Here is a 26,240-nt window from a genome sequence, read left to right as displayed (position 1 = left end):
TAATCAGTCCGATTTTTTTCGAGACTGATTACTCATTTTTACGAGTTTTTAGGATTTATGCCCGTCACCCGTTCCGATTTTTCATTTAACCTTTAAGGTTTCGTGATTAGCACTTCAGAATTTAATTTGAAGTTTAGAGAAGTAATTCGAGGTAGTGTTAATAGTCGCAAGTGAAAATTTCGACTTAAACAAAAATCAATTTTTAATTGCAAATAAATCAATAGTAAAAACTATGATGAATAATAGAAATAATAATAAAGATAAGAATCCTGTAAAAAGATTTGATAAAATTTCAATAGGTCTAGCTTCTCCTGAATCGATCTTGAAAGAGTCAAGAGGTGAAGTTTTGAAACCTGAAACTATCAATTACAGAACTCACAAACCAGAGCGCGATGGTCTTTTCTGCGAAAGAATTTTTGGACCAGTAAAAGATTTTGAATGTGCTTGTGGTAAATATAAAAGAATACGTTACAAAGGGATCATCTGTGACCGTTGTGGTGTTGAAGTTACTGAGAAGAAAGTACGTAGAGATAGAGTAGGACACATCAACCTTGTTGTGCCTATTGCTCATATCTGGTATTTCCGTTCACTTCCTAATAAAATTGGTTATATACTTGGTCTTCCATCTAAGAAATTAGATATGATTATCTACTACGAAAGATATGTAGTTATTCAGCCGGGTATCGCCAAAAATGCAGAAGGTGAATCTATACAAAGATTAGATTTCTTGACAGAAGAAGAATATTTGAATATCTTAGATACTCTTCCTGCAGATAATCAATATTTAGATGATTTTGATCCTAACAAATTTGTTGCCAAAATGGGAGCAGAGTGTATTATGGATTTATTGGCTCGTATTAATCTTGACGAATTGTCATATGATTTAAGACATAAAGCTAATAATGAAACATCTAAACAACGTAAAACTGAAGCGTTAAAGAGACTGCAAGTTGTAGAATCTTTCCGTGAGTCTACGTTAAACAGAGAGAATCGTCCTGAATGGATGATCATGAAAGTAATTCCGGTAATTCCACCAGAATTGCGCCCTCTTGTGCCTCTTGATGGAGGTCGTTTTGCAACTTCGGATTTAAATGATTTATACCGTCGTGTAATCATCCGTAATAACCGTTTGAAAAGATTAATCGAGATTAAAGCTCCTGAAGTAATCCTTCGTAACGAAAAACGTATGTTGCAAGAATCTGTAGATTCACTTTTCGATAATACTCGTAAAGCTTCTGCAGTAAAAACAGAATCAAACAGACCTTTGAAATCATTATCTGATTCGTTAAAAGGTAAACAAGGACGTTTCCGTCAAAACTTACTTGGAAAACGTGTGGATTATTCTGCTCGTTCGGTAATTGTTGTTGGACCTGAATTGAAATTGTTTGAATGTGGTTTGCCAAAAGATATGGCCGCTGAATTATACAAACCTTTCGTTATCCGTAAATTGATAGAAAGAGGAATTGTAAAAACAGTAAAATCTGCTAAGAAAATAATTGACAAAAAAGAGCCTGTAGTTTGGGATATCCTTGAAAATGTTATTAAAGGACATCCAGTATTACTTAACCGTGCTCCTACTTTGCACAGATTAGGTATTCAAGCTTTCCAACCAAAATTAATTGAAGGAAAAGCAATCCAATTGCACCCTTTAGTTTGTACGGCGTTTAACGCGGATTTTGATGGGGATCAGATGGCGGTTCACTTACCATTAGGACCAGAAGCTATTTTGGAAGCACAATTATTAATGTTGGCTTCTCACAATATCTTGAACCCTGCGAATGGTGCTCCGATTACTGTACCTTCTCAAGACATGGTACTTGGTCTTTATTATATGACCAAAGAGCGTTTGTCTACACCTGAAAAAACTATTTTAGGGCAAGGAATTACTTTCTACTCTGCAGAAGAGGTTAATATTGCTTTAAATGAAGGAAGATTAGAATTGAATGCTCAAGTAAAAATTAGAGCAAAAGATTTTAATGAAGAGGGTCAATTAGTATATAAAATTATTCAAACTACTGCTGGACGTGTATTATTTAATGAAGTAGTACCGGAAGCAGCTGGATATATCAATGACGTATTGACTAAGAAAAACCTTAGAGACATTATTGGACACGTATTGAGTTCTACTAGTGTTCCTGAAACAGCGGCTTTCTTAGACAATATGAAAGATATGGGTTATAAATTTGCATTCAAAGGAGGATTATCATTCTCTCTAGGTGATATTAGAATCCCAGAACAAAAACCACAATTAATTGCAGATGCTAGAGAGCAAGTTGAAGGTATTTCTGCGAATTATAATATGGGTCTTATTACCAATAACGAACGTTACAACCAAGTTATTGACGTATGGACTTCAGCAAATGCTCAATTGACAGAGTTGGCAATGAAAAACATTAGAGAAGACCAACAAGGTTTCAACTCTGTGTATATGATGCTTGATTCTGGAGCGAGGGGTTCCAAAGAACAAATTCGTCAGTTAACCGGTATGCGTGGTTTGATGGCTAAGCCTAAAAAATCTACTGCTGGTGGTGGTGAAATTATTGAAAACCCGATTCTTTCCAACTTTAAGGAAGGTCTTTCTATCCTTGAGTACTTTATCTCTACTCACGGTGCTCGTAAAGGTCTTGCGGATACGGCTTTGAAAACGGCTGATGCTGGATACTTGACTAGAAGGTTACATGACGTTTCTCAAGATGTTATTGTTAACATCGAGGATTGTGGTACTCTTAGAGGTATTGAAGTTTCTGCTTTGAAGAAAAATGAGGAAATTGTTGAATCATTAGGAGAGAGAATCTTAGGACGTGTTGCATTGCAAGATGTAATTAATCCTTTAACAAGTGAAATTTTAGTTCATGCTGGTACTCAAATCACTGAAGCATTAGTGAAAGGTATTGAAGCTTCTCCAGTTGAGAAAGTGGAAGTGCGTTCACCATTAGTTTGTGAGGCTACTAAAGGTATTTGTGCTAAATGTTACGGTAGAAACTTAGCTACTGGTAAAATGACTCAAAGAGGTGAAGCAGTTGGTGTAATTGCAGCACAATCTATTGGGGAGCCAGGTACACAGTTGACATTACGTACTTTCCACGTTGGAGGGGTTGCGGGAGGTATTTCTGAAGAGTCTAGTATTGTAACTCGTTTTGCAGGTAAACTAGAAATTGAAGATTTGAAAACTGTAAAAGGTGAAGACAGTGAAGGTAATGCAGTTGATATTGTAGTTTCTCGTTCAACAGAATTAAAATTAATTGACGAAAAAACAGGTATTTTATTGAGTACTCACAACATTCCTTACGGTTCAAGTATTTTTGTTGGTGATGGACAATCAGTAGGAAAAGGAGATGTAATCTGTAAATGGGATCCATATAACGGGGTTATTGTTTCTGAGTTTACCGGTAAAATTGCTTATGAAGATTTAGAGCAAGGACAATCGTTCATGGTAGAAATTGATGAGCAAACTGGTTTCCAAGAAAAAGTAATTTCTGAATCAAGAAACAAAAAATTAATTCCAACTTTATTGGTTTACGGTAAAGAAGGAGAGTTAATCCGTTCTTACAACTTGCCAGTTGGTGCTCACTTGATGGTTGACAACGGGGAGAAAATTAAAGCTGGTAAAGTTTTGGTGAAAATTCCACGTCGTTCATCTAAATCTGGGGATATTACAGGAGGTTTACCAAGAATTACAGAGTTGTTAGAGGCTCGTAATCCTTCGAATCCAGCTGTAGTTTCTGAGATTGATGGTGTTGTTTCTTTTGGAAAAATCAAAAGAGGTAACCGTGAAATCGTTATTGAGTCTAAATTTGGTGATGTTAGAAAATACTTGGTTAAATTGTCAAGCCAAATTCTAGTTCAGGAAAATGACTTCGTAAGAGCTGGTGTTCCTTTGTCTGATGGTGCAATCACTCCAGATGATATTTTGAGAATTCAAGGACCTGCTGCTGTTCAACAGTATTTGGTAAATGAAATTCAAGAGGTATACCGTCTTCAAGGGGTAAAAATCAACGACAAGCACTTTGAAGTAGTAATACGTCAAATGATGCGTAAAGTTAGAGTTCAAGATCCAGGAGATACTTTATTCTTAGAAGATCAATTAATTCATACTAAGGATTTTATCGTTCAAAACGATAATTTATATGGAATGAAAGTAGTTGAAGATGCTGGAGATTCAAGTATTTTAAAACCAGGTCAAATCATAACACCACGTCAGTTGCGTGATGAGAATTCATTATTGAAGCGTACAGATAAAAACCTTGTTGTTGCACGTGATGTAATTACAGCAACTGCAACACCTGTATTACAAGGTATTACTAGAGCTTCTCTTCAAACTAAATCATTTATTTCTGCTGCTTCTTTCCAAGAAACAACAAAAGTATTAAACGAAGCTGCTGTTGCAGGAAAAGTTGATTTATTAGAAGGATTGAAAGAAAATGTAATTGTAGGACATAGAATCCCTGCCGGTACTGGTATGAGAGAATATGATAATGCAATTGTAGGATCTAGAGAAGATTATAATGATATGATGGCTAATAAAGAAGAATACATTTATTAATTCTTTTTACAATATTTCTCTCTTTGCGTAGGTAAGGAGAGAATGTTGAAAAAACATAAATTTTTATGAGCAATTCTAAACCACAACAAGAACAGATTAACATAGAATTAGATGAAACCATAGCTGAAGGGATTTATTCCAACTTGGCTATAATTAATCATTCTTCATCTGAATTTGTATTAGATTTTGTATGTATTATGCCAGGTGTTCCAAAAGCAAAAGTGAAATCAAGAATTGTTTTGACTCCGCAACATGCTAAAAGATTACTCAAAGCTTTAGGTGAAAATATTCATCGTTTTGAAGTAACTCATGGTGAAATTAAAGAGGTTGAACAACCTGCAATTCCCATTAATTTTGGTCCCACAGGGCAAGCATAATTTAAAAAAGAAGACTCCAAAAATGGAGTCTTTTTTTATTTAGAATGAATGTTTTTACCATTAAATTAAAAATAAGCATTCGAATTTCATGTTGAATTTTTATATCTAAATTTTGGTTGTTTTTGCTTGTTGAATTCAACTTCGTCATTCTTGCAGTTAAACGACTTTTTTTACCATTTAACGACTATTTTTTTTCTAGCTTATCTATTCAATTAGTTTCGCGCTCAGTTGATGAACCTTAATTCATCGCACACGGAAAAATGAATAGAGTAATTAAAATTGTAAAAACGAATAATAGCAAAATGCATTTTTGGGTTTTGGTTATGTTTGCTTTTTTTACAAGTTCAGTTGCTTTTGCTCAAAAGTCAGATGTTGAGATTTCTTTAAATGAAGTTTCTATTAATCAAAATGATTATACTATTGACACACCTCCTGTGAAAGTATCAACTTCAGAATTGAATTCAAATATGAATTTCATTTTGTGGTTTATGGGAACTAAAGAAGATTTGAACAGTAATAATAAGTCTAAAGAATCATTTTATTCTAAAAAAAGTATTATAACTTCTGGTAGAGAACCAAATCATTTGTTGCTTAAAACGCTTTTGAAAAAAGCTATTAATAGTAAAGCTTGTTAATATTTAAGGTTAAATTTAATTTGTATATATAAAAAACGCCAACTTAAAGTTGGCGTTTTTTTGTGTATTTCCATTTTGAATTTAATCAAATTCAGAAGTGAAAAATAATTTGACACTTGGGTATTTACTCTGTGTCATTTGAATTGTAAAATCAGAATCTGCTAAAAATACTAATTGATTGTATTTGTCTTTAGCGAGGAATTTTTGCTTTATACGTTTGAATTCTTTAAACTCTTCATTTTTTGCATCGTCTGGTTTTACCCAACAAGCTTTGTGAACTGGGAAGTTCTCGTAAGTACATTTTGCGCCATATTCGTGCTCCAATCGGTATTGAATAACTTCATATTGTAACGCACCTACAGTTCCAATAACTTTTCGGTTGTTCATCTCTAATGTGAATAATTGGGCCACACCTTCATCCATCAATTGATCAACTCCTTTGTCAAGCTGTTTGGCTTTCATTGGGTCAGCATTATTAATGTATCTAAAGTGTTCTGGAGAAAAACTTGGAATTCCTTTGAAACTCATTAATTCACCTTCAGTCAAAGTATCACCAATTTTGAAATTTCCGGTATCATGTAATCCAACGATGTCGCCAGGATATGAAATGTCAACTATCTCTTTTTTCTCCGCAAAGAATGCATTTGGACTTGAGAATTTCAAGTTCTTTTTTTGGCGTACGTGATAATACGGTTTGTTTCTTTCGAAAGTTCCAGAAACAATTTTTATGAAAGCCAAACGATCTCTATGTTTTGGATCCATATTGGCGTGTATTTTGAATACAAAACCAGACATTTTTTCTTCTTTCGGGTCTACTAGTCTAGTTTCAGAATCTTTTGGTCTAGGAGATGGTGCTATAGCTACGAAACAATCTAGCAATTCTCTAACTCCAAAATTATTTAATGCAGAACCAAAAAAGACAGGTTGTAATTTTCCGTCCAAATAATCTTGGCGGTCAAATTTAGGATAAACTTCGTCTATTAATTCCAGTTCCTCACGTAAACGGTCAGCTGGTTTTTGGCCGATTATTTTTTCTAATTCAGGATTTTGTACATCTGAGAAAGCAATTGTTTCTTCAATGTTTTTGCGGCTATCACCACTAAATAAGTTGATGTTTTGTTCCCAAAGATTGTAAATACCCTGGAAATCATATCCCATTCCGATTGGGAAACTTAGTGGAGTAACTGTTAATCCAAGTTTTTGTTCCACTTCGTCCATTAAGTCAAAAGCGTCTTTTCCCTCTCTGTCTAATTTATTGATGAAAACAATGATTGGAATTTTACGCATTCTACATACGGCAACAAGCTTTTCAGTCTGTTCTTCGACCCCTTTGGCAACATCTATAACAACAATTACACTGTCTACTGCGGTTAAGGTTCTAAAAGTGTCTTCGGCAAAATCCTTGTGACCAGGCGTATCAAGAATATTTATTTTTTTTTCTTTGTAATTAAAGGCTAGAACAGAAGTAGAAACCGAGATTCCTCTCTGACGTTCAATTTCCATGAAATCGCTCGTCGCTCCTTTTTTTATTTTATTATTTTTAACTGCACCAGCTTCTTGAATAGCTCCTCCAAAAAGAAGTAATTTTTCAGTTAGTGTCGTTTTTCCAGCATCGGGATGTGAAATAATCCCAAAAGTGCGTCGTCTTTGTATTTCTTTTAAAAAACTCATATTTTTATATCAATAGTTTGCAAAAGTACTATTTATAAATTCTATATGAAAAAATATATAGTTATAAAAAGATACGCTTTTTTGTTTGGGACTTATCTTATTTAATGAACTTAATAATTTTTTGTTAATAGTATTGCGGAAACTTGTTTAATGCATTCGAATTGTTATTTTTGTTCGGTTTAAATTCGGAAAATTGTAAGTATTTTGTTGAATTAATGCGTTTTAATTCTTAGGACTTTAAATTAAATAAACTTGATTTGCTTTAAAGTGTTCTATTTAAGTAGGATGCGTTTTATTTGAAACAAATTCTATTTGAAATAATAATAATATAAAATATAAAAAATGCCTTTAAAAAATGTACAAATGAAATCCATAACTAATAAAGTTATGTTGACTTTTTTTCTTTTGTTTTCTACTTTAACTGTTGTAAATGCTCAAGAAGTTATAAAAGATAGTGTTGTTGCTGTTGCAAATCCGACTGCTCCTTCTGGAAAAAAACTTAAGATTGATGGAGTAGTGGGTACTGTTGGGGATTATATTATTCTTGATTCTGATATTGATAAAGGATTTCTTGAAATTACAGCTTCAGGAGGATCTGCAAAAGATGTAACTAGATGTCAAATCTTGGGTAAATTGTTAGAGGATAAATTGTATGCGCATCAAGCTGTTCAGGATAGTATTATAGTAAGTGATTCCGAAGTAAAAGGGCAGATGGATGAAAGGTTAGGCTATATGCTGGAGCAAATAGGATCAATGGATAAGTTGATTAAATATTATCAGAAAGATTCAGAGGAAGAATTTAGGACTTATTTCTTTGATGTATTGAAAGAGCAACAGCTTACTAAAGAAATGCAAAAGAAAATTGTCGAAAAGGTTGAAATAACACCAGAGGAAGTTCGTGAATTTTTTAAAAAAATACCAACTTCGGATTTGCCTGTTTTTGGTGCAGAATTAGAAGTTGCTCAAATAGTAATAAAGCCTAAGATTACTGATGAGGATAAGAAAAAGGTTATTGATAAACTGAATGGTTTTAGAAAAGAATGTCTTGAAGGCTCGAGTTTTGCGACCAAAGCTGTATTGTACTCAGAAGATCCAGGATCCAGTAAAAATGGGGGATATTATAAAATGACCCGTAAAACAGCTTTTGTAAAAGAGTTTAAAGATGTAGCATTTAGTCTTGCTGAAGGTGAAATTTCGGAACCTTTTGAGACTATTTTTGGTTATCATATTATTTACGTAGAAAAAATTAAAGGTCAGGAAATAGAATTAAGACATATAATTATATCGCCTGTTGTTAGTCAGGAATCATTAAAGGAAGCTAAAGAGAAAATTACTTTGATCAGAAAGAAGATTGAGGATAAAGAAATTACTTTTGCGGAAGCGGCAAGAACAATGTCGGATGAAAAAGAAACAAGAGCTAATGGAGGAACTTTGGTGAATCCAAAAACACAAGATACACGTTTTGAATTAACTAAAATGGATCCTTCTATTTACAGTCAGGTTTCTAATTTGAAAGATAACGAAATTTCGATGCCGTTTTTAGAAGATGTTCAAGGGAAAAAAGATTATAAAATTATGATTGTAACCAATAGAATAGATTCTCATACTGCTGATTATGCTAAAGATTATATCAAAATTAAAGATTTGGCTTTAAAAGAAAAACAATTTAGAGCTATTGGAAAATGGTTTGACGCAAAAATAAAGGATACTTATATTAAGATTGTTGATGAGTATAAAGATTGTCCTTTTACTAATAATTGGGTTAAAAAATAATTTTCATTAAATAGATAAAAAGAGTTAGTTTTATGTTTTCATAGAGCTAACTCTTTTTTAATTTTAAAAAAAATAGAAAATGTCGGATGTAACAGCGATACAGAATTTAGTTGAAAAACGTAACGAATTAAAGAAAGAAATAGCCAAAATAATTGTTGGTCAAGATGCCGTTGTTGATCAAATTTTGCTATGTGTTTTTTCGGGAGGTCATGCTTTATTAGTTGGAGTTCCTGGACTTGCTAAGACTTTGTTGGTAAATACATTGGCGCAGGCTTTAGGATTGGATTTTAAAAGAATTCAATTTACGCCAGATTTAATGCCATCGGATATATTAGGAAGTGAAATATTAGATGAAAGCAGGCAATTTAAATTTATAAAAGGTCCTATATTTTCCAATATTATTTTGGCTGATGAAATTAATAGAACTCCGCCAAAAACTCAAGCTGCTTTATTGGAAGCAATGCAGGAGAGATCGGTTACTATTGCTGGCGTTAATCATAAATTAAGCTTGCCTTATTTTGTATTGGCTACTCAAAATCCAATTGAGCAAGAAGGGACTTACCCTTTGCCTGAAGCACAATTAGACCGATTCATGTTTGCCATAAAATTAGAATATCCTTCTTTTGAGGAAGAGGTACAAGTGGTGAAACGAACAACTGCAGATTCTGATACAAAAGTCAATGCATTGTTTACTGCTCAAGAAATTATAGATTTTCAGCATTTGATTCGTCGTATTCCTGTTGCAGATAATGTGGTGGAATATGCTGTGTCATTGGTTAGTAAAACACGTCCCGATAATGCTCTTTCTAATGGGTTTGTGAAAAACTATTTGGATTGGGGTGCAGGTCCAAGAGCATCGCAGAATTTAATTTTGGCAGCTAAAGCTAATGCAGCTTTTCATGGTAAGTTTTCTCCAGATATAGAAGATGTAAAAGCTGTTGCAACTGGAATATTGCGACACAGAATCATCAAAAATTACAAAGCTGATGCTGAAGGAATTTCTGAGGAAATGATAATTGATAAGTTGATTTAAAAGAAAAAAATAATAAATTATTGAAAAGTGTTATGTTCTAATGGGAATGTAGCACTTTTTGTTTTAACATTAGTTTTTATTTTTGTTAAAATCTAATTTACGAATTGCTAAATATTTAAAATTAGCATGCTAAATATGCTTATTTATCATTTTAACGCATTGAAATCTTTTATTTTGCAATAATAATTTTTTGAAAACGGACATCCATTAAATTATTTCAAATTATCGGCTTTAATTCCTAAATTTGCGTACAAAAAAAATAAAATTACATTACAAAAGACTTCTGCTATGAATACTTATAAGGATTATATTCAAGAAATTGAAGAAAGAAAAGGTCAAGGGCTTAACCCAAAACCAATTGATGGAGCTGAATTGTTAAGCGAAATCATTGAACAAATTAAAGATTTGAATAACGAGTACAGAGCAGATTCTTTGAACTTCTTTATTTATAATGTTGTTCCAGGAACGACTCCTGCGGCTACTGTGAAAGCTAATTTTTTAAAGGAAATTGTTCTAGGTCAATCAGTAGTTGCTGAAATTACACCGGCTTTTGCTTTAGAATTATTATCTCATATGAAAGGTGGAACTTCTATAAAAGTTTTACTTGATTTAGCTTTAGGTAATGATGCTGCAATTGCTAAACAAGCTGCGGAAGTTTTAAAAACACAAGTTTATCTTTATGAGGCTGATACAGATCGTTTAGCTGAAGCTTTCAAAAGTGGTAATGAAATTGCTGCAGCTATTTTAGAGAGTTATGCTAAAGCTGAGTTCTTTACTAAATTACCTGAAATTGCAGAAGAAATTAAGGTAGTTACTTTTATTGCTGGTGAAGGAGATATCTCAACTGATTTACTTTCTCCAGGAAACCAAGCGCACTCTCGTTCAGATCGTGAATTGCATGGAAAATGTTTAATCTCTCCTGAAGCACAAGCTGAAATCAAAGCGTTAGCAACTGCTAATCCTGATAAGAGCGTGATGTTAATTGCTGAAAAAGGTACTATGGGTGTTGGTTCTTCAAGAATGTCAGGTGTAAACAACGTGGCACTTTGGAGTGGTAAACAAGCAAGTCCATATGTTCCATTTATTAATATTGCTCCAATCGTTGCGGGAACAAATGGTATTTCTCCGATTTTCCTAACAACTGTTGATGTTACTGGTGGTATTGGTCTTGATCTTAAAAACTGGGTAAAAAAATTAGATGAAAATGGTAACGTTCTTCGTAATGAAAGCGGTGACCCTATTTTAGAAGAAGTATACTCTGTTGCTACTGGTACAGTTCTTACAATCAACACAAAGACTAAGAAGCTTTATAACGGCGATAAAGAATTAATTGATATTTCTAAGGCATTCACACCTCAGAAAATTGAATTTATAAAAGCGGGTGGATCTTATGCAATTGTGTTTGGAAAGAAATTACAAACATTTGCTTCAAAGACTCTTGGTATTCCTATTGTTCCTGTTTATGCTCCTTCAAAAGAGGTTTCTGTTGAAGGGCAAGGTCTTACAGCTGTAGAAAAAATATTTAATAAAAACGCGGTTGGTACAACTCCAGGTAAAATTTTACACGCTGGTTCAGATGTTCGTGTTACCGTAAATATTGTTGGTTCACAAGATACCACTGGTTTGATGACTTCTCAGGAGTTAGAGTCTATGGCTGCTACTGTGATTTCTCCAATTGTTGATGGTGCGTACCAATCGGGTTGTCATACAGCTTCAGTTTGGGATAATAAATCTAAGGCAAATATTCCTAGATTGATGAAATTTATGAACGACTTCGGATTGATCACAGCTCGTGACCCGAAAGGCGTTTATCATTCAATGACAGATGTAATTCATAAAGTACTTAATGATATTACTGTAAACGAGTGGGCTATCATCATTGGTGGTGACTCTCATACAAGAATGTCTAAAGGTGTTGCTTTTGGTGCTGACTCAGGAACTGTTGCTCTTGCATTGGCTACTGGTGAAGCTTCAATGCCGATTCCAGAATCTGTGAAAGTAACTTTCAAAGGAGACATGAAAGGATACATGGATTTCCGTGATGTGGTTCATGCTACACAAGCTCAAATGCTTAAAACATTTGGTGGAGAGAATGTATTCCAAGGAAGAATTATTGAGGTTCACTTAGGAACTCTTAATGCGGATCAAGCGTTTACGTTTACAGACTGGACTGCAGAAATGAAAGCGAAAGCTTCTATCTGTATTTCTGAAGATTATACTTTGATTGAATCATTAGAGATGGCTAAAGGTAGAATTCAGATCATGATCGACAAAGGAATGGATAACAAAAATGAAGTTCTTAAAGGATTGATTGCCATAGCTGATAAGAGAATAGCTGAGATCATTTCAGGTGAGAAACCAGCCTTAAGACCAGATGCAAATGCTAAGTATTATGCAGAAGTTGTTGTAGATCTTGATGTGATTGCTGAGCCAATGATTGCAGATCCAGATGTTAATAATGCAGATGTTTCTAAAAGATATACTCACGATACCATCAGACCTCTTTCTTTCTATGGAGGAGTTAAAAAAGTAGATCTTGGATTTATCGGATCTTGTATGGTTCACAAGGGAGATATGAAAATTCTAGCTCATATGCTTAAAAATATTGATGAGCAAGAAGGTAAAGTAGAGTTCAAAGCGCCACTAGTTGTAGCTCCTCCTACTTATAATATTGTTGATGAATTAAAAGCAGAAGGTGATTGGGAAATTTTACAAAAATACTCTGGTTTCGAATTCGACGATAATGTTCCTAAAGCTGCGGCACGTACATCATACGAAAACATGCTATATCTAGAGCGTCCAGGTTGTAACCTTTGTATGGGTAACCAGGAAAAAGCTGCCAAAGGAGATACTGTAATGGCAACATCTACACGTCTTTTCCAAGGAAGAGTTGTTGAGGATACTGAAGGTAAAAAAGGAGAGTCATTACTTTCTTCTACACCAGTTGTGGTATTATCTACAATCCTTGGTAGAACTCCAACTATTGAAGAATATAAAACTGCGGTAGAAGGTATCAATCTAACTAAGTTTGCGCCATCACATAAGTTATTAGTTAAATAATTTACATATTTAGTTAATTATAGTTTAAAAGCCTGAGTCTTATGATTCAGGCTTTTTTTTATACTCTATTTTTTTGTAACTTGTAGTGTTTAAATTATTAATAACAAATAACTTAGGACATTATGGCTTTTGATATTGAAATGATTAAAAAAGTGTATGACAACATGAAAACTCGTGTTGACGCAGCACGTGAGATAGTTGGTCGTCCACTTACTTTAACGGAGAAAATTTTATACAGCCATCTTTGGGATGGAACTGCCAAGAAAGCTTATGGAAGAGGAGTTGATTATGTTGACTTTGCTCCGGACAGAGTTGCTTGCCAGGATGCAACTGCCCAAATGGCATTGTTGCAATTTATGCATGCTGGAAAGAAAACAGTTGCGGTTCCAACTACCGTTCATTGTGATCACTTAATTTTAGCTAAAAACGGCGCTGAATCAGATTTGGCTGTGGCAAATACACAATCAAAAGAAGTTTTTGATTTCTTGTCTTCTGTATCTGATAAGTATGGAATTGGTTTCTGGAAACCGGGATCAGGAATTATTCACCAAATCGTTTTGGAGAATTACGCTTTCCCAGGAGGAATGATGATTGGTACCGATTCACATACTGTAAATGCAGGCGGATTGGGAATGTTGGCTATTGGTGTTGGTGGTGCTGATGCGGTAGATGTAATGTCCGGAATGTCATGGGAATTGAAATTTCCTAAATTAATCGGTGTAAAATTGACAGGAAAATTATCGGGTTGGACAGCTCCAAAAGATGTTATTCTAAAAGTAGCCGATATTCTTACCGTAAAAGGAGGAACCGGAGCTATTGTAGAATATTTTGGTGAAGGAGCCACTTCGATGTCTTGTACTGGAAAAGGAACTATCTGTAATATGGGTGCCGAAATTGGAGCCACAACTTCAACATTTGGTTATGATGATTCTATGCGTAGATATTTAACGGCCACAGATCGCCAGGATGTGGTTGCTGCTGCTGATAAAGTGGCTTCATATTTGACGGCAGATCCAGAAGTATATGCTAATCCAGAACAATATTTTGATCAGCTTATCGAAATTAATTTATCAGAATTAGAGCCACATATCAACGGACCTTTCACGCCAGACCGCGGAACTCCAGTTTCAAAAATGAAAGCGGAAGCCGCTGCAAATGGATGGCCAATTAAAATTGAATGGGGATTAATTGGTTCCTGTACTAACTCTTCTTACGAAGATATGGCGCGTGCCGCGTCAATCGTAAATCAAGCTGTTGAGCATGGAATTACCCCAAAAGCAGAATTCGGAATCAATCCAGGCTCGGAACAGATTCGTTACACTATCGAGAGAGACGGTATCATCGCTACTTTCGAAAAAATGGGAACTAAAGTGTTTACCAATGCTTGTGGACCATGTATCGGGCAATGGGATAGAGCAGGTGCAGATAAAGAAGAGAAAAACACCATCGTGCATTCATTCAACCGTAACTTCTCTAAAAGGGCAGACGGAAACCCAAACACACACGCTTTTGTAACTTCGCCAGAAATGGTGGCTGCGTTGGCTATTTCAGGAAGATTGGATTTCAATCCATTGACTGATACTTTATTAAATGATAATGGAGAAGCCGTAAAATTAAACGCTCCTTATGGCGACGAATTGCCAAAAAGAGGTTTTGATGTGGAAGATGCAGGTTTTCAAGCACCAGCCGAAGATGGTTCAAGCGTTAAGATTGTGGTAAGCGAAACTTCAGATCGTTTGCAATTATTGGCGCCATTTGAACCTTGGGATGGTAAAAACATTACTGGGGCTAAATTGTTGATCAAAGCTTTCGGAAAATGCACTACAGACCACATTTCTATGGCGGGACCATGGTTGCGTTTCCGTGGACATTTAGATAATATTTCAAATAATATGCTGATTGGAGCAATCAATGCATTCAACCAAAAGGCAAATTCTGTTAAAAACCAGTTGACAGGCGCTTATGACGCAGTTCCTGCTGTGGCACGTGCCTACAAAGCTGCTGGAATACCTTCAGTAGTTATTGGAGATCACAATTATGGTGAAGGATCTTCTCGCGAGCATGCCGCTATGGAACCTCGTTTCTTGGGCGTAAAAGCAGTGTTAGTAAAATCATTCGCCCGTATCCACGAAACGAATCTTAAAAAACAGGGATTGTTAGGATTGACATTTGCAAACGAAGCAGATTATGACAAAATCCAAGAAGACGACACAATCAACTTCACTGATTTAGTTGATTTTGCTCCAGGGAAACCATTAAGTATAGAATTCGTTCACGCTGATGGTAGTAAAGATATCATCTTGGCTAACCACACTTACAACGCAAGTCAAATTGGTTGGTTTGTTGCAGGCTCTGCATTGAACTTAATCGCAGCTGAAGCTAACGCATAAACTTTTAAAATTTATGAATCAAAACTCTCAAGGAAACTTGGGAGTTTTTTGTTTAGAAAGAAAATGAGTTATAAAATTTTGACTCTGTTTGGTTTTGTGTTTTCAAATTCACTGATTTCAATGCTAAAGAGATTCGGTGAAGGATATTGGGAAAAACAGTTCTCTATGTAACCGCCAATTAAATATAATTTCTCGTCACAATAATACAGTTTTGAACCTTTAAAAGGCAAATTGATTAGGTATTCTTTTAGTTCTTTTGTGTTTGTGTTTAGTGTGTATATTTTTTCGTTTTCAAAAATATATATCACATCATCTTTATGGGTAATTGCCGGGTAGCCCAAGGTGTTGAATAATTCACCTTCGTTTTTCCAAGTTTCTGTTACTAAATCAAAACTTTCAAAAGAGGAGAGAGGTTTTCCATTAAAACCTCCAATTAAATATATTTTGTCTTTAATCAAAATTCCATTAACTTCTTTTGCCGTAGGCATATTTGTTAATTCATACCAATAACCAGTATTTAAATCGTAAGAATGAACTTTGTTGGTATATTCTTTTGATCCGTTTTCACTCTTTTTTGTTGATCCTCCAATTGCTATTATTGTATTTTTATAATTGAAGGAAGCAAAATCGGCGGCTTGATGTGGATTTGTGTTGTCTATAGTTATAGTTTCTTTACTTGTATCAAATACTTCAATTTTATCATCCAAATATTCGAATTTGCCATTTACAGAAACTCTTTTTCCTCCTAAAACATAAATGATATTGTTGTAAATATTTAAATTATGATTGGCTCTTTTTCTGAATTTTAATTTAGAAGTTGTCCATTGATTTGTTTTTATGTCATAAATCAGTAAATCACCTTTGTAAAATTGACCGGAAAATTGAAATTGAAGCTCTTTAAGATAATCATTCAAAGTAAAGTCTACTTTCTCATATTGTAACTTTTTCCAAGCATCTGTTTTGAATGAACCGTCACCACCTATTACATATATTTTGTTATTATTTAAGATAGAACCAAAAGAAGAAATTGCGTATTTTAATGGAGCTAATTTTGTAAAAGCTAGTTTTGATTTTAATTCTTTAGTTACAGATGTAAGGGTTAAGCCATTTAAATTTTCTGTTTTTTCATCAAGAAAAATCAAACAATCACTTTTGTTTAATTCTGTGAGACTGATTTTTTTTGAAGTATATCTAATATGGGAAATATTTAAAGAATCATTTTTTTGAAATTCTCTTGAAGTCTTTAAATTGAATTTGCCTTTTTCGTCGGTTGTGGTGCTAACATTAATTGGACTCAGAGATATATTAACATCTGAAATAGGAAGATTGCTTTTTTTGTCTAAAATGGAGCCTTTAATGTTTTGTGCAAATGCAAAAAAAGGAAATAAAACTAGGGCTAATATTAAGTTTTTTAAAGGCATAAGCTTTTTTATGGCTAGTTGATGATATAAAAGTATTGTTTTTCGGGCTTAAGAACAATTTTATTGAGCTATTTTGTAGTATTAATATTAATGATATTTTGTGGTTTTAATTCGATTTAAAAAATCAAAAAAATGTTGAAAAGTATAAATAAAGTCATCATTGAAATGATATCTTTAGTTTGATATTAAAGATTTATATAACTGAATAAATATGACAAGTAGAATTCAAACGCGTAACGAAGAATTGGCCAATGGAATTTCACATATTCTTGGGGTACTTTTTTGTTTGATGGCAATGCCTTTTCTTATTGCAAAAACAAGTGAGGAATACAATTTAATCACTGAATCAGCCGTTATTACTTTTGGAATAGGAATGTTATTAGTGTATTCGTTTTCGTCATTGTATCATTTGGTGCAAAAAGAGAAAATAAAACAACTTCTTAAAATTGCAGATCACATCAGTATTTATTACCTCATTGCAGGAACCTACTCGCCACTGATGGTTATTTATTTGGATAAAGAAACAGCATTGATTTTTTTGGGGATAATGTGGACCATCGTTTTGTTGGGAACTTTTTTTAAAGTTTTTTATGTTGATCGTTTTAAATTTGTTTCTGTCGCCCTTTATTTATTGATGGGTTGGATGATTGTTTTTGTGATTAAACCTTTGTGGGGAGTAATTCCTTTATCTGTTTTTTTGTGGATTCTTGCTGGAGGATTAAGTTATACTGTCGGAGTCTTTTTTTATGTAAAAAGTTATAAAAGTTACTTTCATGTCATTTGGCATTTCTTTGTACTTTTTGGTACGATATTCCATTATGTAGCCATTTTGGAAAGTTTATGAATGGCTTTAAAAGTCTAATAAAAAGTTAATATAAACGATGAAAGGAAGGTAATTGTGATTTTTTTAAGAATTTTAGCGATATTTTAGTTTTCGTTTCTACTTAATGAGCTATATTTGCAATTCTTCAAAAAATTATTTTTGAAACACAAACACAGCAAATTTAATAAACCCCTCAAAAATGCGTGTATTGTTAGAGATGAGGAAAAAATAAAAAAGGATGAAGTATTTTAGATTAACTGTTATAGCACTTTTTTTATGCAGTATTAGTGTTTTTTCGCAAGAGAATAACATCAAACATGCCATTGTAAAAGGAGAAACAATTTCTAGTATTGCTCAAAAATACAATGTTTCGATTGCTTCTATTTACAAGCTAAATCCTAATGCTAAAAAAACCTTGCAGCTTAATCAAGTTTTGCTGATTCCAAATTCTGAATCTAAAAAAATGAATGATTTGGAAACTGCCAATTCTGAAAAAACAATAGAAATTAATCACCAAGTATTAACAAAAGAAACATTATACGGAATTACTAAGCAATTCAAAACGACTACAGAGTTGCTTTATAAAGCCAATCCAAAATTAGAAGCTGAAGGGTTAAAAGTTGGTCAGACGATTATTATTCCTTCGACTTTGACTAAAAAAGAAATAGCAAATTTATCAAATTCAAAGACTCAAGAAGTTGTTGAGACAGCAGTAGCTCAAACGATTCCTTTGACGCACGAAGTGGAACCTAAAGAGTCTTTGTATGTCATTGCTAAAATGTATGGTGTTTCGTTAAAAGAATTGCAAAGTGCCAATCCAAAAATAGGAAAGAAAGGGTTAAGTATTGGACAGACAATTGAGATTCCAAGTAATGGTAAAATAGCTGAAAAGGAAGTTGTCATAGAAGGAAAAAATACCGAAATAAAAGAAGTTGCAGAAAATAAAGAAACTGTTCCTGTTGCTGAAACCGTAGTTAAAGCAAAAGATGTAAAAACAGATTCTCAAATTCAGACATCAGAAATTATTCATGAGGTTTTGACTAAAGAAACCAAATATGGAATTGCCAAAAAATATGGAATTACTGTCGCAGAATTAGAAAAGCAAAATCAGGCTATTCAACAAAAATTATTGGTTGGTTCAAAACTGACTATTCAAGTTCCAACTGATAAAATTGAAATTGCAACCAAAACTGAAGTTGTAGAAACTAAAGTTATTGAAGTCAAAGATGAAGCTCAAGCAGAAAAGAAAGTAGAGATAGTAAACGCTTCTGTAAGTGGAGAAAATTCTAATTTGATTGATCAGATTATTGAATTCGCATCAGATAAAATAGGAACAAGGTATAGAAGTGGTGGCACATCAACCGCTGGGTTTGATTGTTCGGGTTTGATGTATACTGCTTTTGGCGCTTTTGATATAAAATTACCTAGATCGTCTATTGAACAATCTTCGATAGGAGAAAAAATTGATGATGAGAATGCTCAAAAAGGAGATTTGATTTTCTTTAAAACTAATGGCAGACGTCATATTAATCATGTTGGAGTGGTTATTGAAGTAGCTGAAGATGAAATAAAATTTATCCATTCTTCGACGCATTCAGGAGTGATTGTTTCTTCAACTAAAGAGCCATATTACCAACGTAATTTTGCACAGGTGAATCGTGTTGTCAAATAGACTCTAAAATAATAATTTAATTGAACTCTTAAGGAAACTTAAGAGTTTTTTGTTTTTCTTAATTTATTTTTTCCGTGTAAAGAGTATTATTAGTCATTTTCAAAAAAAAGTATATCTTTAGCCAACCAAAAAAATAAACCTATAAAATGGAAGAAAATAAACCTGAAGAATTTAAAAGGGAACTCGGATTACTAGACGGAACGATGCTTGTTGTGGGATCGATGATAGGATCAGGGATATTTATTGTGAGCTCCGATATGGTGCGACAATTGGGTTCTGCTGGCTGGCTGATTGCTATGTGGGTGCTTACCGGATTAGTAACCGTGATTGCTGCAGTAAGTTATGGCGAGTTGAGCGCGATGTTTCCCAAAGCGGGCGGACAATATGTTTACATAAAAGAAGCTTACGGAAAACTGATTGGTTTTTTGTACGGTTGGAGCTTTTTTGCCGTGATTCAAACAGGTACGATTGCTGCTGTTGGTGTGGCTTTTTCTAAATTTACTGCTTATTTGTGTCCTGTTGTGAGCGAAAAAAATATTATTTATGAACTAGGTGATTTCAAACTCAGTGCTGCCCAAATTGTTTCGATAATCACTATTGTTTTATTGAGTTATATCAATAGTCGTGGTGTAAAAAACAGCAAAATTTTGCAAACGGTCTTGACGGTTATTAAAATTGCCTCGATTTTTGGATTGATTATTTTTGGATTCTTTGCTGCTAAATCTGAAGTTTGGGATGCCAACTGGGCAAATGCTTGGACTTCTCAATCATTGAATACTGATACGGGTTCTTGGCTTCCAATCAGTGGAGTGGCTTTAATTTCGGCAATGTCAGCGGCATTGGTGGGTTCATTGTTTTCGAGCGTGGCTTGGGAAGGTGTGACTTTTATCGCTGGTGAAATCAAAAATCCAAAACGTAATGTAGGATTGAGTTTGTTTCTAGGTACCTTGATTGTTAGTTGTATTTATATTTTGACCAATGTGATGTATTTAGCTGTGGTTCCTTTGCAGGATATTGCTACGGCAGAATCGGATAGAGTGGCTGTTGTGGCCTCACAAAATATTTTCGGAAATATTGGAACTTTAATTATCGCCTTGATGATTATGATTTCTACTTTTGCTTGCAATAATGGTTTGATTATGTCTGGAGCAAGAGTTTATTATACGATGGCACAAGACGGTTTGTTTTTTAAAAAAGCTTCTCTTTTGAATAAGGCAAGCGTTCCGGCTTGGGCATTATGGGCACAATGCTTTTGGGCTTCGGCCTTGTGTTTGACTGGGAAGTATGGCGATTTATTGGACTTCGTTGTAATTATTGTTATGGTGTTTTATATCCTGACCATTTACGGGATTTTTATTCTTCGCAAGAGAATGCCAGATGCAGAAAGACCGTATAAGGCTTTTGGTTATCCTTTTTTGCCAGCACTTTACATTTTAATTGCGAGTGCTATTTGTGCTGCTCTTTTGTATACAAAGCCTAGCACTTGTGGTTGGGGTGTTTTTATAATGTTGATTGGGATTCCAATTTATTATTTGACTAAATCGAAGGAATAAGTGTTCAGATTGCAGATTTCAGAACTTAGATTGTTTCGAGAATTCTGAATTAGGATAAAGATTATAGTTTAAAAAAGGTTTTTTAAAAATCCGTCTCGATTCATGAGACGGATTTTTTTGTTCTTGGTATAAAACAGAAAACCCGTTTTGATGAACAAAACGGGTTTTTCTAGTGTAGTAAGCACTTATTTAATATTAGCAAACAGCGTTTTCTAATACTAACTCTTCATTAAAAGGAAGGTTCCAAGCTTCGGCTACTCCTTTGTAAAGGATTTTTCCGTTGGCTATGTTTAATCCTTTTTTTAATTCTTCGTTATCAGCACAAGCTTTTTGCCATCCTTTGTTTGCCAATTGTACAGCATAAGGTAATGTAGCATTTGTAAGCGCTAAAGTTGAAGTATAAGGAACTGCTCCTGGCATATTAGCCACACAGTAATGTACGATATCGTCAATGATAAAAGTTGGGTTTTCGTGAGTTGTAGGAGTACAAGTTTCGATGCATCCTCCTTGGTCAACTGCAACGTCAACAAGAACTGTTCCTGGACGCATTGCTTTTAGCATATCACGTTTAATTAAGTGAGGTGCTTTTGCTCCTGGGATTAATACAGCTCCAATAATTAAATCAGTGTCTAAAATTGCTTTTCTGATGTTGTAATCGTTAGACATTTGCGTCATAACGTTAGCAGGCATAATATCGTCTAATTGACGTAAACGTGGCAAACTAACATCCATGATAGTTACTTGAGCTCCTAGACCAGCAGCCATTTTTGCAGCTTGAGTTCCTACGATTCCACCACCAAGTACTAATACTTTAGCTGGAGGAACACCTGGAACACCGCCAAGAAGAATTCCTCTTCCTTTTAATGGTTTTTCTAAGTATTTTGCACCTTCTTGAATAGACATACGACCTGCTACTTCAGACATTGGAACTAATAATGGTAAGCTACGGTCTGTTTTTTCAACAGTTTCGTAAGCCAAACAGATAGCTTGACGCTCAATCATTGCATGAGTTAATGGCTCTGATGATGCAAAGTGAAAGTATGTGAAAAGTAATTGATCTTTTTTAATAAGTGGGTATTCTGAAGCGATTGGTTCTTTTACTTTGATAATCATTTCGGCAATACCGTATACCTCTTCAATAGTAGGTAAGATTACAGCTCCGGCTGCAGTATATTCTTCATCAGCGAAACCACTTCCTTCACCTGCAGTTGCTTGAACATAAACACTATGGCCGTTGTTTTTCAACTCAGCAACACCTGCTGGAGTTAGAGCAACACGATTTTCGTTATTCTTAATTTCTTTTGGTACACCGATTATCATAACTGTTGTATTTAGTGATTGATTTAAAATTCAATTACAAATTTAGCAGATAAAGAAAAATTTTGTTCATTGTAAATCAAAATAGGAAAATATTATTTTTATTTAGTAATTTAGCATGAAATAATTCTTTTTTTAGTGCTTTTTTTATTTGTAAAAAGAAAATTAATCGGATTACTTTGTTATAAAACAATTTTATAAAACCTCTTTTTGTTATGATTTTAGATGAAAACGACAGAAAAATATTGCGCCTCCTGCAGGAAGATGCCCATTTAACATTAAAAGACATTTCAAATCGTATAAATCTTTCGCTAACTCCGGTTCATGATCGGGTGAAACGTCTTGAAAAAGAGGGTATTATAGAGAGATATGTTTCTATTTTGAATAAGAAAAAATTAGGTAAAAACCTCACAGTTTACTGTCAAGTGACCTTGGTGAAACAAACTTTTGATATTTCGGATAGTTTCAATCAAGCGATATTGAATTTGCCTGAAGTGGTGGAGTGTAATTTTGTTTCGGGAAGTTTTGATTATATGCTCAAAATTGTATTGCCCGATATGGAAAGTTATCATCATTTTCATCAAATGAAATTGTCGATTTTGCCAGAGGTGTCTTTGATAAATAGTTTTTTTATTATTTCGGAAGTGAAGAGTACGACGGTTTTACCAATTTAGATTATTGGATTGTTCGGTTTTAGATTTAAGAATTCAGATTTTAGAAAATAAAAAAATCCGCCAAGTTGTAAAACGAGGCGGATTTCTGTTGAATTCAGGCTGGGGGCAATTTATTATCTAAAAAACTAAAACTAAAACTAAAAAAGCTTTCCCAACCTGTAAATGGAAGTGCTAGTAGTAAGTGAAACGTCTTACTTTGGCAATATATTTAGCTAGTCTTATTACTTGGTGACTGTAACCGTATTCGTTGTCGTACCAAATGTAAAGCACTATGTTTTTTCCATCTTTGGAAACAATGGTCGCATTGCTATCATAAATTGAAGGCGCCGAAGTTCCTACGATGTCTGAAGATACTAATTCGTTATTCAATGAATATTTGATTTGTTCAACCAATTCACCTTCAAGGGCATACTTTTTCATGATAGTGTTGATTGCTTCTACAGAAGTTTCTTTGTTTACTTCAAGATTCAATACAACCAAAGAACCATTTGGAACTGGTACACGAATTGCATTTGAAGTTAATTTACCTTCAAGAGATGGCAATGCTTTGGCAACTGCAGTTCCGGCACCAGTTTCTGTGATGACCATATTGAGCGCTGCCGCTCTACCACGACGGTATTTATTGTGCATATTGTCAACCAAATTTTGGTCATTTGTATAAGCGTGAATTGTTTCTAGGTGACCTTTTACGACTCCCAAAGTGTCTTCGATTGCTTTTAGGATTGGAGTAATCGCATTGGTAGTGCATGAAGCAGCCGAGAAAATGTCGATTTCGTCTGGGTTATATTCGTTTTGATTAACACCATGAACGATGTTTGGAATACCTTTTCCTGGTGCAGTAAGTAATACTTTATCAACTCCTTTTGAAACTAAATGACGGCTTAATGCTTCTTTAGTTGTGAAAGCACCTGTATTGTCAATCACTAGGGCATTGTCAATTCCGTATTTAGTATAGTCAATTTCCTCTGGAGTGTTTGCTGTGATGATATGAACGGTAGTACCGTTGATGATTAAGGCATTGTTTTTAGTATCGGCAACAACAGAACCTTGGAAATTCCCGTGAATGGAATCGTAACGCAATAATGAAGCTCTTTTTTCTAGGCTTGTAGCATCGTTTTTATCTCTAGTAACGATAGCTCTCAAACGCATTTGCTCTCCTTTTCCTGTTTTAGACATTAGCTCTCGTGCCAATAAGCGTCCAATACGACCAAAACCATAAAGAATTACATCTTTGGGTTGGATTTCTTCAGAGAATTTAGCTTCTTTTAATTTGTCTAAAACAAAATGTCTTGCATCTGGGTATTTTTCATCTTCTAGACGGTACTCGTAAGTAAGTTTTCCAATATCCAATTTTGATGGTGGTAAATCCAAAGTAAGAATTACATTGGCAATTTCAACTGAATCTGAAACTGAAATCGGTTTGCCAACAAATTTACCTGCGTATTCATGTAAGTTGATAATTTCGCTTACGTTTCTATCTATTAATTGATTTCGGAACAAAACCAATTCGATTGATTTGTCATACCATAAATCACTAATAATTTTAATTAATTCTACTCCTGAACGTCTTCTGTCGGCTTGAAACGAAACCTCTTTTTCGTATAAATCCATGTTATTCATGTTGAAGATTTGTGTGTTAAATTAATGGGGTTTTTTGTAAATTTTGTGCAAAAGTAATTATTTCAATCGATTTCGTAACTTTTTTTATAAGTTTTTTGGAATAAAAAAAGCCGACTTGCATTTGCAGGTCGGCTTTAAATTTATCGTTTTAACTTTTTAGATAATGATTCTCATGACCTCTCCGTTTTTATTTATCATTTCGATACGGATGCTTTGTTTTTCATCTTTATTATTCAAAAGTTTGGTAACAGCTTCTACATTTGTTGCTTTGACATTGTCAATGCTTAAAATGATATTTCCGACAAGTTCATCGCTATATTGAGCCAAGTTTTCATTGGAAATGGATTTGATTTTCACTCCATAATCTAATTTGAATCTCTTTTTGTCCGATACATCAATATTTTCTAGTTCGATTCCTTTGAATTCGGTATTGAAATTTTCTGTTTTGCTTAATACAACAGGTACAATTAAATTTTTGCCATCTCTAATGATAGTAACCTGTACTTTGTCATTTGGTCTTTTGGTATTTACATAACCCGAAAGATCTGCAAAAGTGGAAATGTCCTGATTGTCTAATTTGATGATAATATCTCCTTTTTGCAATTTGGCTTTTTCTGCACCAGAATTTTTGGAGACTTTGTTAATGTAAAAGCCTTGAGTTTGTGTAACTCCCAATTCTTTGGAAGCGGTTCCGTTAAGTTCTCCGCCTTCAACGCCCAGAATTCCTCTTTGTACATTTCCAAATTCCATGATGTCCTCGATTATTTTTCGAGCATTATTGGAAGGGACTGCAAACGAATAGCCTACATAAGAACCTGTCATTGACGAAATCATGGTATTGATTCCTATCAATTCTCCACGAGTGTTTACCAATGCACCACCACTATTTCCTGGATTTACTGCAGCATCAGTTTGTATGAAAGACTGAATTCCTCTAGTATCCAGATTTCTTGCTTTGGCCGAAACAATTCCTGCTGTTACGGTGGATGTCAGATTGTATGGATTGCCTACTGCCAATACCCATTCACCCACTTTAACCGAATCGGAATTGGCAAATGTGGAATACGGTAATTTTTCGTCGGCATCAATTTTCAGTAAAGCAATGTCCATTTTAGAATCAGTTCCGATGATTTTTGCTTTGTATGTTTTTTTGTTGTTTAGAGTGATTTCTACATCACTGGCATCTTTTACTACGTGATTGTTGGTCACGATATAACCGTCTTCAGAAATAATAACGCCTGATCCTGTTCCAATCTGTTCTTGCTGTTGTTGTCCTCCATAGCCATAAAAGTATTCCATTATGGGGTTAGAAATCGTTCTCACGGATACATTTTTTACGTGTACCACAGTGTGAATTGTTTTGTTTGCAGCTACAGTGAAGTCTACGTTTTCGGCACCGAAACTAGTTTGTCTGGCATAGGATTCGGGAGCAAGTGTAGTAATTCCATTTTTGTTGGAAGAAAAATAACCGTTGTTGTCAAATAATAATTTGTATGCGCCAAGGGTTGTAGCGCCACTCAACAAGGATACCAAGAATAATTTTGAAATTTGTCTCATAATAAAAACGTGTTTTACTTAGTTATTTGATAACGAATTTAACAGAATTTTTTTTTCGAACAATATGGTTTAACGCTCTTTAACAATGATTAACAATTCATTAATAGTTTGTACTTTTGTG

At 34.2% G+C, this 26,240-nt stretch carries 16 protein-coding genes; 11 read left to right on the top strand and 5 right to left on the bottom strand.

The window, feature by feature from the left end; translation table 11 throughout:
• Positions 1-232 precede the first annotated feature (232 nt).
• The 3 genes from rpoC (at position 233) to J2W95_RS02580 (ending at position 5,555) form a co-directional block, all read left to right on the top strand.
• Positions 233-4,543 carry a DNA-directed RNA polymerase subunit beta' gene (gene rpoC, locus J2W95_RS02590; protein WP_310003650.1) on the top strand — a complete coding sequence of 1,437 codons (4,311 nt, stop codon included), beginning with the start codon at positions 233-235 and terminating at the stop codon, positions 4,541-4,543.
• 65 nt (positions 4,544-4,608) lie between these two features.
• Positions 4,609-4,920, top strand: a complete 312-nt coding sequence (locus J2W95_RS02585; RefSeq protein ID WP_310003648.1) for a DUF3467 domain-containing protein — start codon at positions 4,609-4,611, stop codon at positions 4,918-4,920.
• 260 nt (positions 4,921-5,180) lie between these two features.
• Entirely contained in the window at positions 5,181-5,555 is a 375-nt protein-coding gene (locus tag J2W95_RS02580; protein WP_310003646.1) for a hypothetical protein, read from the top strand.
• Positions 5,556-5,636: 81 nt separating this feature from the next.
• On the opposite strand, the gene J2W95_RS02575 is transcribed toward J2W95_RS02580, so the two are convergent.
• Positions 5,637-7,226, bottom strand: a complete 1,590-nt coding sequence (locus J2W95_RS02575) for a peptide chain release factor 3 (RefSeq protein WP_310003644.1) — start codon at positions 7,224-7,226, stop codon at positions 5,637-5,639.
• Between the two features lie 342 nt (positions 7,227-7,568).
• Between J2W95_RS02575 and J2W95_RS02570 the strand changes: the two genes are divergently transcribed.
• From J2W95_RS02570 to J2W95_RS02555, 4 genes are all read left to right on the top strand, one after another.
• The gene (locus J2W95_RS02570; protein WP_310003642.1) at positions 7,569-8,999 is read left to right on the top strand and encodes a peptidylprolyl isomerase; all 1,431 of its coding nucleotides are present in this window, start codon (positions 7,569-7,571) and stop codon (positions 8,997-8,999) included.
• 79 nt (positions 9,000-9,078) lie between these two features.
• Positions 9,079-10,032 carry an AAA family ATPase gene (locus tag J2W95_RS02565; protein WP_310003639.1) on the top strand — a complete coding sequence of 318 codons (954 nt, stop codon included), beginning with the start codon at positions 9,079-9,081 and terminating at the stop codon, positions 10,030-10,032.
• A gap of 288 nt (positions 10,033-10,320) precedes the next feature.
• On the top strand, positions 10,321-13,092 hold the full coding sequence (locus J2W95_RS02560; RefSeq protein WP_310003637.1) for a bifunctional aconitate hydratase 2/2-methylisocitrate dehydratase: 2,772 nt from the start codon (positions 10,321-10,323) through the stop codon (positions 13,090-13,092).
• 122 nt (positions 13,093-13,214) lie between these two features.
• Positions 13,215-15,482, top strand: coding sequence for an aconitate hydratase (locus J2W95_RS02555; RefSeq protein ID WP_310003636.1), 2,268 nt, complete (start codon positions 13,215-13,217; stop codon positions 15,480-15,482).
• 68 nt (positions 15,483-15,550) lie between these two features.
• Here J2W95_RS02555 and J2W95_RS02550 read toward each other — a convergent pair whose 3' ends face one another.
• Positions 15,551-16,903: a Kelch repeat-containing protein gene (locus tag J2W95_RS02550; RefSeq protein WP_310003634.1), complete on the bottom strand. Its 1,353-nt coding sequence runs from the start codon at positions 16,901-16,903 to the stop codon at positions 15,551-15,553.
• 211 nt (positions 16,904-17,114) lie between these two features.
• On the opposite strand from J2W95_RS02550, the gene trhA reads away from it, so the two are divergent.
• The 3 genes from trhA (at position 17,115) to J2W95_RS02535 (ending at position 20,951) form a co-directional block, all read left to right on the top strand.
• Complete coding sequence (gene trhA, locus J2W95_RS02545; RefSeq protein ID WP_310003632.1) at positions 17,115-17,747, top strand: PAQR family membrane homeostasis protein TrhA; 633 nt, start codon at positions 17,115-17,117, stop codon at positions 17,745-17,747.
• A 217-nt stretch (positions 17,748-17,964) separates the two neighbouring features.
• A complete protein-coding gene (locus J2W95_RS02540; protein ID WP_310003630.1) occupies positions 17,965-19,398 on the top strand; it encodes a C40 family peptidase in 1,434 nt (477 codons plus the stop codon).
• Positions 19,399-19,544: 146 nt separating this feature from the next.
• Positions 19,545-20,951, top strand: coding sequence for an APC family permease (locus J2W95_RS02535; protein ID WP_310003628.1), 1,407 nt, complete (start codon positions 19,545-19,547; stop codon positions 20,949-20,951).
• A 195-nt stretch (positions 20,952-21,146) separates the two neighbouring features.
• Here the strand turns inward: J2W95_RS02535 and ald are convergent, their stop codons facing one another.
• Complete coding sequence (ald, locus tag J2W95_RS02530; protein ID WP_310003626.1) at positions 21,147-22,271, bottom strand: alanine dehydrogenase; 1,125 nt, start codon at positions 22,269-22,271, stop codon at positions 21,147-21,149.
• Positions 22,272-22,483: 212 nt separating this feature from the next.
• Between ald and J2W95_RS02525 the strand changes: the two genes are divergently transcribed.
• A complete protein-coding gene (locus J2W95_RS02525; protein WP_077370209.1) occupies positions 22,484-22,942 on the top strand; it encodes an Lrp/AsnC family transcriptional regulator in 459 nt (152 codons plus the stop codon).
• A 171-nt stretch (positions 22,943-23,113) separates the two neighbouring features.
• On the opposite strand, the gene J2W95_RS02520 is transcribed toward J2W95_RS02525, so the two are convergent.
• Both J2W95_RS02520 and J2W95_RS02515 read right to left on the bottom strand, forming a co-directional pair.
• The gene (locus J2W95_RS02520) at positions 23,114-24,562 is read right to left on the bottom strand and encodes a glyceraldehyde-3-phosphate dehydrogenase (RefSeq protein WP_310003621.1); all 1,449 of its coding nucleotides are present in this window, start codon (positions 24,560-24,562) and stop codon (positions 23,114-23,116) included.
• A 156-nt stretch (positions 24,563-24,718) separates the two neighbouring features.
• Complete coding sequence (locus J2W95_RS02515) at positions 24,719-26,119, bottom strand: trypsin-like peptidase domain-containing protein (protein WP_310003619.1); 1,401 nt, start codon at positions 26,117-26,119, stop codon at positions 24,719-24,721.
• Between the last annotated feature and the right edge of the window lie 121 nt (positions 26,120-26,240).

This window comes from Flavobacterium granuli (assembly GCF_031456055.1).
GTDB classification, from domain to species: domain Bacteria; phylum Bacteroidota; class Bacteroidia; order Flavobacteriales; family Flavobacteriaceae; genus Flavobacterium; species Flavobacterium granuli_A.
This window is presented reverse-complemented; position numbering and strand designations above follow the sequence as displayed.

Excerpts from the sequence above, each read along its gene's own strand:
- rpoC (WP_310003650.1), top strand. The coding sequence starts at position 233 with ATGATGAATAATAGAAATAATAATAAAGATAAGAATCCTGTAAAAAGA.
- J2W95_RS02585 (WP_310003648.1), top strand. The coding sequence starts at position 4,609 with ATGAGCAATTCTAAACCACAACAAGAACAGATTAACATAGAATTAGAT.
- J2W95_RS02580 (WP_310003646.1), top strand. The coding sequence starts at position 5,181 with ATGAATAGAGTAATTAAAATTGTAAAAACGAATAATAGCAAAATGCAT.
- trhA (WP_310003632.1), top strand. The coding sequence starts at position 17,115 with ATGACAAGTAGAATTCAAACGCGTAACGAAGAATTGGCCAATGGAATT.
- J2W95_RS02540 (WP_310003630.1), top strand. The coding sequence starts at position 17,965 with ATGAAGTATTTTAGATTAACTGTTATAGCACTTTTTTTATGCAGTATT.
- J2W95_RS02515 (WP_310003619.1), bottom strand. The coding sequence starts at position 26,119 with ATGAGACAAATTTCAAAATTATTCTTGGTATCCTTGTTGAGTGGCGCT.
- J2W95_RS02560 (WP_310003637.1), top strand. The coding sequence starts at position 10,321 with ATGAATACTTATAAGGATTATATTCAAGAAATTGAAGAAAGAAAAGGT.
- J2W95_RS02565 (WP_310003639.1), top strand. The coding sequence starts at position 9,079 with ATGTCGGATGTAACAGCGATACAGAATTTAGTTGAAAAACGTAACGAA.
- J2W95_RS02570 (WP_310003642.1), top strand. The coding sequence starts at position 7,569 with ATGCCTTTAAAAAATGTACAAATGAAATCCATAACTAATAAAGTTATG.
- J2W95_RS02525 (WP_077370209.1), top strand. The coding sequence starts at position 22,484 with ATGATTTTAGATGAAAACGACAGAAAAATATTGCGCCTCCTGCAGGAA.
- J2W95_RS02550 (WP_310003634.1), bottom strand. The coding sequence starts at position 16,903 with ATGCCTTTAAAAAACTTAATATTAGCCCTAGTTTTATTTCCTTTTTTT.
- J2W95_RS02555 (WP_310003636.1), top strand. The coding sequence starts at position 13,215 with ATGGCTTTTGATATTGAAATGATTAAAAAAGTGTATGACAACATGAAA.
- J2W95_RS02535 (WP_310003628.1), top strand. The coding sequence starts at position 19,545 with ATGGAAGAAAATAAACCTGAAGAATTTAAAAGGGAACTCGGATTACTA.
- ald (WP_310003626.1), bottom strand. The coding sequence starts at position 22,271 with ATGATAATCGGTGTACCAAAAGAAATTAAGAATAACGAAAATCGTGTT.
- J2W95_RS02520 (WP_310003621.1), bottom strand. The coding sequence starts at position 24,562 with ATGAATAACATGGATTTATACGAAAAAGAGGTTTCGTTTCAAGCCGAC.
- J2W95_RS02575 (WP_310003644.1), bottom strand. The coding sequence starts at position 7,226 with ATGAGTTTTTTAAAAGAAATACAAAGACGACGCACTTTTGGGATTATT.